Raw genomic sequence first — 11,556 nt, 5'->3', positions numbered from 1 at the left:
TTTGTTTGAACATACTCTCTGCCATGGCATATCACTATCCTTTCGTATACGCCCACCAACAGCACATTTGCAGGTTATGACCAGCTTGATCACTCTTTGGAAACACCAGATGTGTTCCCAACGTTGTGGACAGTGCACACAGACCGCAACCAAGGTGAATGGGCACTAGACCGCTACGATACATGGACAGCAGAGACATACAACTTCACTATGTTCGACGTGAGCAAAGCAGAATCAACAACGCTGGGTATCCACCCGAAAAACCAGTAATCTTCGCGCTGATTGCACGACTTATCTAGCATGAGTTAGGGAAGAAGACGAAAGAGCGCCCTCGAGGTGCTCTTTTTAGCGTAAGTAATCTACTGCAACCTTTATTGCCATTCACGTGATAAGTGCTCATTCGTGTCTAGAATCACTTTATGCGCATGTAATTTGATATAAATTCAACAAGTTTGGATAAAGATGGAAAGAGGTAACGCTCATGGGGCTTTATGAAAAAGAGCAAAGAGACCGTACAGAAGAAGATACCATGCTCAGTGCCTCTGGTTCTCTATTCGAGGTTCGTTTTGCGCAGCAAGCAGCAAAGTCGTGGAAGCGAATCCTTTTTCTAGCCGTTGTGGCCTTGCTGCTTCTGATACTGCCAGCGCTGGGACCGATTGTACGTGCCATCAGCGCTTTATTTAATTAGCCTTTATTAATTTTATTGTCTGCATTCCCTTGTACTGAAGACTTTTGAGATTACTTTGTGCTCGAAGCAAACAGCGCCCCGCCAGCTGACATAAAGAAGCCCCCATGACCTTGTTAAAGCGCTTGATGTTTTTCTTACTCGATAACCAAGGGTTCACCTTAGCGCCAAGCCTCGCATACACCAACATGATCAAGGTATCGATCACAACCCATGTCAGAGCGAGCACCACAAACTGGCTAAGTTGAGGCGCATTCACGTTAATAAAGTTGGGGAACAGTGCGGTAAAAAACAGTAGGTCTTTAGGGTTGCTGATACCGACCATATAGGCTTTTTTGAGAATCCCACGCTGGGTAAACGCGACTTTCTCTTGTCCGGTATCTGCACTCAACACCGACTCAGTCCCTGTGTCTCTCCAAGTCTGGTATCCAAGATAAACAAGATAGAGCGCGCCAAAGATTTTCAATAGCAAAAAGACTTCTGACGATGCCGCCAAAATAGCGCCCAAACCGACAGCAGAGAGGAACATCAAGGTAAGCGACGCAAACGTCCCGCCAAACACAGTCGCAAGGGCACTGGATTTCCCATATTTAACGCCGTGTGCAATGCACAGCATCGCTGAAGGACCCGGTGATGAGATTAACACCGTAATCACGCCCACATAAGCCAACCATAAGCTCCATTCCATTTTTTGTCCTCCTTGCGTGTAACCTGTTGTTCAACCGTATGCTTTGAAGCACACCTATCCCCCAACCTTACCGCTCTCACCTCTTCAAGTCGAACAAAAAATATACACACCATTGAACAAGCTAATCTACAGAGGAGGATTCCCCCATCAAAAGCGATTCGTCTCCGAAACCATTCTCCCGTAGTTTTTCCTCACCGCTTATTAAATCTACTTTTGAGGACTCACTATGAAAGACGTAATTTTTGGCATCATGGGCAATATGGATGCAGAAACCGAAGCGCTACTCAAAGCATCATAAATCCCCCTTGCAAAACAGGCTCCAGTTCGACTTCTTGAAACCTTCATGAATGATGGGTATTGCGGTTGAAATGGAGTAAAGGTAACCATCCAAGATTGACCGAAGCCTTTACTCTCGGGAAATACTGTTGTTATTGGCAACACGGCAGCCAAGTCAAAAAAGCCAGCAATCAAAAAACTGCTGGCTCAAACTTTACCCTGCTCTATAGCTTACTTCGCAGCAAACTTACTATGTGACTTCTTCAACTTGTAGAAAGTCGCTTGTACATAGTCATCTGGATCACCTGTGATGTTTTGGTTGTAAACACCGGCTTTGAAGTACATGTATTTGCCACCAACATCGTAACCGCTGTCGGACATATCCACGACTTGGACAACGTCAGGCTTACCCTCACGCATCAAAGTGACGGTCATTTCGTTGCCAACAACTTGAATGCGGTAGCTGAAGGTCTCACCGAGTGCGATGCCATCACCGTCTTTTGGTACACCGGTCATATCACCGACAAGGTTGTAGTAATTGTCGGTGCCTTTGTTGGTGTTTTCATGCGCAAAGTAGACTGTACCTTTGTCATAGTTAGGCAACTTACGGTAGTAAAGTCGGATTGGCTCATCGTCTTTGTCGTGGATCTGACCAATAATGAATCGGCCAACTTCATTTAGCTCACCCGTCGTCGTGGTGTGATCGATCTTGAGGGTCGCTTCAAGTACCCCATCAACGCCACCAGCAGCTTTCTGGTCTTCAATTGGAGCCGAGCTGAATACCCAGTTGTTTTTGTTTACGCCTTTAGTATCAATGCTCTTGTCACCTTGGCGCAGCATTTCTCTCATCTCGGTACGGGCAAACTTAGTGTTTTTCGAGGTACGCGCGCCTTTGATAAAGGTCTTGAATACCAGGCCACCATCATCTGCGGTATAGAACAGCTCCGGATGCTCGTACCCGTTGGCAAGATCCCACTCATACACATTGTCTGGCTTGCCGTTTTTATCATGATCGAACGGCATAGAGATGTACCATGAAGTAAGGTCAAAGTTTTCACCTGGCTTGTTACCCGCTTGAGGCGTACTCGGCAGCTTAGGCTCTGCTAAAGGCACATCCCAGTCACAACTTGTCGCACAAGGCAGAGCGACAACCGCGCCAAAGTTGCCTTTACGAAGATCCTTGCGTTTATCATCAACTTTCGCCGTGGCTTTGCGCTTTTCTTCAGCCGCTTTTTCTGCCGCAATGACATCTTCCGTAATAATGTGATTGGTTGGGCAAGCATTAATCTTACAGTTCAAAGCAGCAAACTCCGTGACACTGTTCCAACTGCTCTTTGAGTTACCTTTACCCACATAACGCACATAGCGCGCTTCTACAGGTGCAAACTCAAAACGCTCATAACCATTGACGGCACCAGAGCTCATGCCACCTTCAAGTGCCTTGCTCCATGTATTGCCATCAACACTGACTTCAATATCGAACAAGGTCGAACGCGCATTACCTTTGTGGAATGCTAGGCGCACGGCATCAAACTGATTAACGCTGCCATAATCATAGGTGGCCGTCTCGCCTACTCCATTAGAAGACCAGCGAGTCTTGATATCTTGGTCAAACAGACGCTCTGGACCATTGCCATCGTGACTAGATGATTCGATGGCGACAGGCGTTAAAATATCCACTCTTGGCAGTTCTTGGTCGGAACAGTAATCACTCGCACAGTTAACTCCGATAAACTCCGTCACACTATTCCACGCGCTGCTGCTATTTCCTTTCCCAACATAACGAATGTAACGCGCTTCAGTCTCAGCGAAATCGAATCGTTCTAAATCCAGTGATTTACCCGTGCTTTCACCATCGGTAATGACTTTTGTCCAACTTGACCCGTCTAGGCTGGTTTCAATATCAAATTTGGTCGTGCGCTTGTCACCTTTGTGAAATGACAATTTGACGGCATCGAAGGCGACCGTTTGTCCATAGTCAAACGTCATGGTCTCACCCACACCATTTGCTGACCACCGGGTCTTCGAGTCGCCATCTAAAACCATTTCAGGGCTGTTCCCATCGTGGCTGGAGGCGACAACAGAGATAGGTTTTGGCGTTTGTATGGTGGCGTTGTCACCGGTCGAAACACATCCGGTCAGAGCGATAACAATGGATGAAGCGAGTAGGGTTTTGAAGTAATTTTTATTCATGGTTCCATCACTTTTGAGTTGTCCAATCAAACTGAAAACAATAGGCGTCACCAATACTAAGTGTTACGTTGATGCCTTTATTGTTACAAATAATATTCTCATATTTTTGTATTACAAATAAGGCAAAGAACTCTTAAATGAGATAACGGTCAGATCTTTTTTATAACTCGTTAGTTGCTTGGTAAAGTAATGACTACACACCATAAACAGCAAAGCCAGCATATCGCTGGCTTTGTTTATTTGTATGATTGTAAAACGGACTATATTCGACACTATCAACGAGAACCGTGCGTCAGGTTCACATGACGACTCCAAGATTTGGATTGAAGACAGGCTAAACTAATACCGCTTGCTCAATCGCATAAAAGCCAACCCATGAATAGGTTTTACCTGCTATTTCCGCATGATTCACACTGTCACGGGTCACATTAGGATCATTACTTACCATTAAAGTGAATCGAGTTTTCTCTGTCTCAATTTCCACCACAGAGGCCAAGTCTGAATGTCCGATAACTCGAATCTCTTTTGTCACACCACGAGCATTGACGGACTGTTCAAACTCTTCATTGAAGTAACCATGAGTCTCAACCACGGACGCAAGTAAGGTATCTTCGCCGTGCGTTCGTAAAATAAAGCTCTGCTCACTACGTAGGTTGAAGCTCGGATCGTTAGCGCCAGTGCGAGTGAAAATAACTTGCCCATTTAGACTTGAACTGGTGCCTAGCCAGGTGTAGTAACTGCTTTCTTGAAGCCAGCTCACCAATGCGCTGCCTGTAAAGTCACCCTGTGCAACATTCCAAAGATGGCGATAGCCCAGAGCATCACTGACCACATTCAGTTCTTTGTGCGCTTCATAATCAAAGTTAGTTCTGATGATCTGCCCGTCAAACTGATGCGAATAGTCATATTGATGAGCACAGTCACTAGTCAGTCGGAACAGGTCAATAAGCAAAGGCGCTTCAAAGTCTTCGTGCTTCAACATAAAGACACTGCGCTGCTGACCTATACCATCATAATGTGCATTAGCGAATGCACTCATACCAACCATTTGTTGGTGATCAGCGCAGAAGAAGTGGGGGTCACCATGCACGCTGTCAGCGCGCTCCACGTCAAAATAGTTTTGACAGGTTTCGTCAACAGTGACAGCATTGTGAGCAATCGTCTGCCGTGCGTACGTCTTATTTTCATCTAAATAGCGACCGCCAAATTTCGGCTCAACGTTTACCCAGCGACCGAAGCCATACTCACGCAGTACCTCTTTGCCACGGTTAAAGTAAGAGATACCTAAAGTATCAAAGTTACCGTGCCCCATACCATGCTGACCATAGTTCATAACCAACTGGAACACATCTTTGTCTTTATCTTGGACGCGCATGAAGCCCTGAGCGCCGCGATCGCCATTCGGACCTTCATTAAGCTCAACACTTGGCCAGAAAGGCAGTCCAACATCATTCTTACTCTCAAACGCTTTCGATAATGTTAAGCCACATGCATGCATCCATACTGAGTCTTGGATCTTGGCCATACCAAGTAAGTTCTCATCAATACCATAGTGTTCGGCATACTGACTAACGGCCACTTGAACACCAGCATCATTAATACTCATGGTTCTAGAAGCATCATTTAGTGCCGGGAATTGGCCGTTAGGATACGCCGTCGCTAGCATGGCCTCGACTGTTCGACCAATCACACCATCTTTGTAATTGAAGATATCGAGTTCAGGCATATGACGATGCAGAACTTCAGCAAACACACACAATGGACGAATTGCGTAACGGTGATAGTAAGGCCCTTCCATGTAGTAGCCTGAAGGCGCAAACAGCTTACTGATCTGTGCCAGAAAACCGCCGCTTCCATCTCGATCCAAACCGTAGACCGACATATCAAGAAACTCGCGACGATTCACGGCCAAGCCACAGATACCCACAGCTGCCACAGCCCAAATACCGTGATTGTGAATTCGGTCAAAGTCATGAGCATACTTCACTGTGAACATATCAAGCATTGGATTGAAGAGATTATCAATCACATGTTGGCGCTCATCTTCTGCCATGGTCGATGCAACACATGAGTACGCCAAACTGCTAAACATCAGCCATACATGTTCATTGAGTATTTGGTGGAATAAACGTCCAGTTGGATTCGTATTTTTTTGTACATGAAAATCGAAGGTTAAGTACGAGTCAGCATACGATGCCAGCAACTCACGCACAAACTGGGCATAACGCTCTTCGCCCGTGATCAAGAACAAACGACCCGCAAGATTCATATAGGTGTAATTTTGCTTGTGGCGATTGTGCTCATAACCACCCGCCTCACCATGCCCTGGAACCTCTATTGGAAGTCTCATAAAGGCTTCCAGATCCGTAACATTCTTAGCGATGGCTTTTCCCATGAGCGTATCACGGCCGACTTCTTTACTGAGTTGCTTTACTTCATTGTCTGTAAGCAGTATTGGTTGAACTAACGTAGACATTTTCACCTTCAATCTATATCCCGGACTCGACCTCAATAAAGTAATACAATATAGCTAAGATTTAAATCTATTCATGGAAGAAAGCAGACGTCAATCACATAGAAGATATAGGCATAAGTGTCTTACTTAACGGGATCTACAGTGATTAATCATCACCTACTTTGAAACCAACTCTTTTCATGTTTTACGTAGATTAAATTCAATAATCTCGCCTCAATTGTATTACAAAAAAACCAGAAACGTCGCGATAACTTGTAGATACAAAAAAACCCCGCAAAGCGGGGCCAAGTGTAGTGCCTGGGGGATATACCGTCTAATACGTGGGGGCATTACTAGACGTATTTTTGATTAAGCGTCTTTTTTCAACTGAGTGAAGTAGTCAAAAATAACGGGTACATCATTCGATGCTAGACCTGCATCTACGGCAGCTTGCAGGCTTCGTGATGTTCCTTCTGCGATAAGCGACTCGGTACCTAGATCCGACACCATTTCTAGGAAGTAACCTAAGTCTTTGTTCGCATTCGCAATAGAGAAACCTAGTTTCTCTTCACCGTCCACTGCATAGAACTTACAGAACTGCATAAACGGAGAATTTGAAGGACCTGCTGACATAATGTCAAACAGCTGCTGACCATCAACGCCAGCAAGTTTAGCGACAGCAAACGCCTGTGACATAGTTGCAACTGTCGTCATACCCATGAAATTGTTAACAAGCTTAGTGACGTGACCAGAGCCTAGTGCACCTAGTGGAATACATTCTCACCCTGTTCATCAAGTACTGGTTTCACTTTGTTGAATGTGTCGATATCGCCGGCCGCCATAATGTTCAGCAAACCGTCTTTCGCGTGAGCTGGAGTACGACCAAGTGGTGCGTCAATCATACCTGCACCGCGCGCTGCCAACTCTTCACCGATTTTGCGAGTAGAAGCTGGGATAGATGTACCAAAATCAATCAGAGTCGAACCTTCTTTGATACCTTCAAGGATGCCTTCGTCACCGTAAACTACTTTCTCTACAACGGCAGACGTTGTTAGACAAAGCATGACGATGTCGCTGTTTTCAGCTAGCTCTTTAGGCGTCTGAACAGCGTTCGCACCACGAGCAACACATGCTGCAACTGCTTCTTTGTTCAGATCCATTACATTGAGCTGAAAGCCGCGGTTTTGCAGGTTTTCAACCATGTTTCCGCCCATCAGCCTAGGCCGATGAAACCAATAACTGGTTTTGTCATGTGTCACTCCTAAAATACTATTGTATGACTATTTGTGTAATTTACTATATATCGTCTATTTTGGTTTCGCAATTCCCATTAGCCACAAAAATGGAACTAGACGTTTAGATTGAGATATAACGCACATAAAGTCAGACAAATAGACAATATCGAAACCTAAGTTACTGTTTTTAAATAGTACGAAGTTCTTGTTATTCCTTGGCCGGAAGATCGACCGAAAGAGCGTGACACAACCCTTAGTTTAACAACTAATTTTGTATTACAATACCACTTTGCGTTCTTCAATTTGTCGATACAAGTCAAGGTTTTTCGTGTCTTCTCAAAACTATATCCGTACCAATTTCACTATTGCATGGCCTCTCGCGTTAAACGCACTGCTTATGCAATCGATGTTAATGATTGATATTTGGTTAGTATCTCCACTGGGTGAGAAGCCTCTTGCAGCTATGGGGATTGCAACGACTATCGTCGCCTTTATTCTGGGAATACAGATGGCGTTGGCCAACGGTTCTCAATTGGTACTAAGCCGCGCTGTCGGCTCAGGAAGACCTCAAGCGCTATCGAGTGCCGTATCTTCAGGAATGCTCATTAACTTTGCAGTGGCATTGCTTTTTTGGACATTGCTTTCCCTGTTTGAAGCACCGCTACTTGCCATGATCATCCAGGATTCACAACTGCAAGCTGAGATAAGTGATTACCTGAGCATCTCGAAATACTTAGTGCTGTTTACCGCTATCACGCAGATCCTCATCGCGCTATTCAATAGCATGGGTCGAAGCAAAGTTCCTTTTAAGGGATACCTTATTGAATTACCCATCAACGCCGCGCTTTCGTATGTGTTGATCAATGGCATTTCGAGCAACGGCATGATTGCATTCCAAGGCTTAGGAGTGAGCGGTGCCGCACTTGGCAGCGTCATCGCCATTGCGATACGCATGGTGTACCTCGGATGGAATGTACGGCAAGAGCCCATGTTCCGCGGTCACGGGGCTTTGTTTACAGCCCCAACAAGAACCAACTTAAGAAAACACTTTATCGAAGTATTCCCGGTGGCAGCCAATGTCACCATCTTATCGATCGGCGCGACGGCGTATCAACTGCTCTACTCTCAGCTTAGTCTTCATTCTTATGTTGCTATTACCATCATTTTTCCGTGGATACGAGCAGGCACTCAGTTTATAACGGCGTGGGCACACTCTACGGCCATTACCATTAGTCAAGCAATTGGCTCCCGAAAAACCGATGGCATGGTAAAGAATATCGATACCAGTATTGATGTTGCTGTCTGGGCATCTTTTGCATGCGCGGTTTGCTTCGCTGGACTCCATTTTGTGCTTGCCGATATCTACCCAGAACTGGATCCAGCGACCTATGATGCACTATCTATCATCGCTCCGTTGTACATATTTCTACCTCTCGTCCGTGGGTATAACACGGTGCATGGTCACGTATTGCGTGCGCTTGGCAAAACGACAGCTGTATTCAAAATCAACTTTACTGGTCAGTGGCTTATTTCGATTCCCCTGTGCGCATTTATTATCTTGGGCTTAGATGGGTCAATTTTTTGGGCTTTTGCCGTACAGCCAATTGAAGAAATGGTTAAGGCTTTGCCATTTCGAATGCTAGCTAGACGCTCGCTGGCGGAATTTGATAGTAAGCAGATAGATAAACTGATGTTTGATAAGTAGTAAATCTTTAAAACAGATTCATAAAAACCGCAAACGCATTCGATATTTCAATAGTTCGAGCGTGTTTGTGTCCATTCAATGAGCGGTAACCGTTTCTAACTGTTTCGCTTTCAATTAAGACACCCAACTGACATATTGGTGTGGTAATGTACCGCATCCATTTTCAACCAGAGCACTTACATGCTTTCGATTCCTCCTTACCTTGCACTAGCAATAGCCATTGGCCTTGAAGTCTTCGCTACATCTTTGCTTCCTAAAACCGAGCAGTTTACCGCGCTTGGTCCTACGCTCGCCGTATTGGTTGGTTACGGTTTGGCGTTTTACTTACTCGCGGTCGCAGTGCAAACTTTGTCACTTGGTGTCGCCTACGCCATCTGGTGTGGCGCAGGTATTGTCTTGGTCGCTGGCCTTTCTTGGTTGGTTTACGGGCAACAACTTGATCTCTACGCGATAGTAGGGATTGGCTTTATCTTAGTGGGCACGATGATCATTAATATCTTCTCATCCTCGGTAACTCATTAATTTCGAGACCTTTTAGGGTCACTGTCTTTCGTGACCCTAGGCAATAAACTCACTCAAACAATCCACCCGTTTTTACTCACCATCCCTGTTTGTTCAAATTTCACACTTGCATTATTAGGACAATCATCCTAATTTAAAATTAGGACAACCATCCTAATGCGGATTTACCATGAAACTGAGTAAAACAAAGCTAAAAATTTCCGAAGCAGCGAATGAGCTGTTTTATCAACAAGGGTTCGAGCACACCTCTTTCTCACAGATCGCGACCAAGGTTGGGATCTCTAGGGGAAATTTTTACTACCACTACAAAACGAAAGACGAAATATTAACAGCGGTGATCACGTTGCGATTAGAGACGATCCGCTCACTGATCGAATCTTGGGAGCAAGAGCACCGAACACCTGAAGCACGAATTCGTGCCTTTATTCGCTCGTCACTACCTAATAAAGAGTCAACTAAGATCTTTGGCTGCCCAATGGGCTCTCTTTGCTCAGAGCTCAATAAACTGGTGCATCCAGCGAAGGAAGAAGCTGCTGAGATGTTTTCATTGTTTCGACGTTGGCTCGTCGTTCAGTTTGAAGCGCTTGGATACCACGAACAAGCAGACCGCTACTCCCTTCATCTAATGACACAAAACCAAGGCGCAGCAGTACTTGCTAGCACACTTGGCGACAGCACTATTATTGAAACACAAAGTGACGCAATGGAGGTTTGGTTAACAGAGCTTCTGGGGCGTTAACCGGCAGCTATTACGATCAAGAACGGAACAAATCAGAAAGGATATCAAGATGACAACACCAGTAATCAAATTAGACGATTTCAAACGTGATACATGGTCTGAAGTAGAGTTGAACAATGCTGAGATGATCGTCGACTTCGTGCAAAACATTATGAATGAGCACAATTTTGACTACATCCACCAACAATACAGTGACTCAACCTATGTACAACATAGTCGCGGGATCCCTGACCATCTGGCAGGTGTTTTGAACTACATTGGTAACTTTGTAAAGCGATTCCCAGAGTTCTCATACAACGTTAAGAACATCTATGTGGATGGTGACTATGTCACCTTGCACTCTCACGCTACCATCAAGAAATCACACCGTGGCAACGATAAGAAAGGACTCAACATTGTTGATACTTGGAAAATCAGCGGTAACAACATTGAAGCTCACTGGGATGCTATCCAGCCGCTAGACAGTTTCATGCGTCTCTATGCGTTTTTCACGGGTGGCGCTATCCGCAATAACAACGGCGTGTTCTAGCAGTGATGTAAGCTAACAACGGCGCTCGGTATTCTCTAGTGACCACCTAACAAGTAGTGTGGTCATTGAAGCTTAAATCGAGCAATGATCTCGCAATCACTGATCGCTTGCATGCTTTCGACATGTTTTGCGACTTGCGGATTAGGGTGTCGTTTTAAGAAGCTTACCAAAGCCGATTTGCAGCAACCAAGCGAAGAGATAAATCGATCACAATGGACTTGATGACATTGGGGAATCAACGTCATTATCTCTTCAGACGCCAACTGTAGATACTTGAGCTCGTAGTCGCTGTCACCTTGAGCACGCCAGAAGTCCGCAAGGTTGTGGCAAGACATCACTTTGATTGCCAGTAGATCTTCGAATTCATCTGAATCGCTGATCGTCACGTCCATCTGCTTAGATTCAGAAAGCGCCGCCTGATAATGCGTCACTGCCGTCATTAGTTCACCTTGTTGATTCGCCTCATCGGCCAACAAGGTATGTTGCTCCCAGTTCGTTGTATCCACTGCATCCTCTCCATCAAAATTCA

10 protein-coding genes and 1 pseudogene are annotated in these 11,556 nt (G+C 45.2%); 6 read left to right on the top strand and 5 right to left on the bottom strand.

The features are described 5' to 3' along the window. Positions 1-96: 96 nt before the first annotated feature. Both TZ48_RS13040 and TZ48_RS13035 read left to right on the top strand, forming a co-directional pair. On the top strand, positions 97-270 hold the full coding sequence (locus TZ48_RS13040; protein ID WP_239670847.1) for a hypothetical protein: 174 nt from the start codon (positions 97-99) through the stop codon (positions 268-270). A gap of 211 nt (positions 271-481) precedes the next feature. Next, on the top strand, positions 482-688 hold the full coding sequence (locus TZ48_RS13035; RefSeq protein ID WP_112479469.1) for a hypothetical protein: 207 nt from the start codon (positions 482-484) through the stop codon (positions 686-688). Here TZ48_RS13035 and TZ48_RS13030 read toward each other — a convergent pair. From TZ48_RS13030 to TZ48_RS13015, 4 genes and pseudogenes are all read right to left on the bottom strand, one after another. Then, positions 681-1,373, bottom strand: a complete 693-nt coding sequence (locus TZ48_RS13030; protein ID WP_112479468.1) for a LysE family translocator — start codon at positions 1,371-1,373, stop codon at positions 681-683. The genes TZ48_RS13035 and TZ48_RS13030 overlap by 8 nt on opposite strands. A 507-nt stretch (positions 1,374-1,880) precedes the next feature. Continuing rightward, positions 1,881-3,842 carry a polysaccharide lyase family 7 protein gene (locus TZ48_RS13025; RefSeq protein WP_162674572.1) on the bottom strand — a complete coding sequence of 654 codons (1,962 nt, stop codon included), beginning with the start codon at positions 3,840-3,842 and terminating at the stop codon, positions 1,881-1,883. A gap of 334 nt (positions 3,843-4,176) precedes the next feature. Then, on the bottom strand, positions 4,177-6,318 hold the full coding sequence (locus TZ48_RS13020) for a heparinase II/III domain-containing protein (protein ID WP_112479466.1): 2,142 nt from the start codon (positions 6,316-6,318) through the stop codon (positions 4,177-4,179). Positions 6,319-6,666: 348 nt separating this feature from the next. Beyond that, a pseudogene (locus TZ48_RS13015) lies at positions 6,667-7,549 on the bottom strand (NAD(P)-dependent oxidoreductase). Between the two features lie 347 nt (positions 7,550-7,896). Here TZ48_RS13015 and TZ48_RS13010 point away from each other — a divergent pair. The 4 genes from TZ48_RS13010 to TZ48_RS12995 all read left to right on the top strand — a co-directional run bounded on the left by TZ48_RS13010 (position 7,897) and on the right by TZ48_RS12995 (position 11,027). After that, positions 7,897-9,237, top strand: coding sequence for an MATE family efflux transporter (locus TZ48_RS13010; RefSeq protein WP_275426439.1), 1,341 nt, complete (start codon positions 7,897-7,899; stop codon positions 9,235-9,237). 180 nt (positions 9,238-9,417) lie between these two features. Further along, complete coding sequence (locus tag TZ48_RS13005) at positions 9,418-9,759, top strand: DMT family transporter (RefSeq protein WP_112479464.1); 342 nt, start codon at positions 9,418-9,420, stop codon at positions 9,757-9,759. A 169-nt stretch (positions 9,760-9,928) separates the two neighbouring features. Next, a complete protein-coding gene (locus tag TZ48_RS13000; protein ID WP_112460000.1) occupies positions 9,929-10,498 on the top strand; it encodes a TetR/AcrR family transcriptional regulator in 570 nt (189 codons plus the stop codon). A 49-nt stretch (positions 10,499-10,547) separates the two neighbouring features. Next, complete coding sequence (locus tag TZ48_RS12995) at positions 10,548-11,027, top strand: nuclear transport factor 2 family protein (RefSeq protein WP_052413095.1); 480 nt, start codon at positions 10,548-10,550, stop codon at positions 11,025-11,027. A gap of 62 nt (positions 11,028-11,089) precedes the next feature. On the opposite strand, the gene TZ48_RS12990 is transcribed toward TZ48_RS12995, so the two are convergent. Next, a complete protein-coding gene (locus TZ48_RS12990) occupies positions 11,090-11,533 on the bottom strand; it encodes a DUF2753 family protein (RefSeq protein ID WP_112479536.1) in 444 nt (147 codons plus the stop codon). Positions 11,534-11,556 lie beyond the last annotated feature (23 nt).

Origin of the sequence: Vibrio variabilis, from assembly GCF_003263785.1 — a bacterium.
Taxonomy (GTDB): Bacteria; Pseudomonadota; Gammaproteobacteria; order Enterobacterales; family Vibrionaceae; genus Vibrio; species Vibrio variabilis.
The sequence above is the reverse complement of the archived record's forward strand: the minus strand, read 5'-3'. Positions and strand labels throughout refer to the sequence as shown.

Bases quoted from the DNA above. Each gene is read 5' to 3' on its own strand.
- TZ48_RS13030 (WP_112479468.1), bottom strand. From the start codon at position 1,373: ATGGAATGGAGCTTATGGTTGGCTTATGTGGGCGTGATTACGGTGTTA.
- TZ48_RS13005 (WP_112479464.1), top strand. From the start codon at position 9,418: ATGCTTTCGATTCCTCCTTACCTTGCACTAGCAATAGCCATTGGCCTT.
- TZ48_RS13000 (WP_112460000.1), top strand. From the start codon at position 9,929: ATGAAACTGAGTAAAACAAAGCTAAAAATTTCCGAAGCAGCGAATGAG.
- TZ48_RS13025 (WP_162674572.1), bottom strand. From the start codon at position 3,842: ATGAATAAAAATTACTTCAAAACCCTACTCGCTTCATCCATTGTTATC.
- TZ48_RS13035 (WP_112479469.1), top strand. From the start codon at position 482: ATGGGGCTTTATGAAAAAGAGCAAAGAGACCGTACAGAAGAAGATACC.
- TZ48_RS12995 (WP_052413095.1), top strand. From the start codon at position 10,548: ATGACAACACCAGTAATCAAATTAGACGATTTCAAACGTGATACATGG.
- TZ48_RS13020 (WP_112479466.1), bottom strand. From the start codon at position 6,318: ATGTCTACGTTAGTTCAACCAATACTGCTTACAGACAATGAAGTAAAG.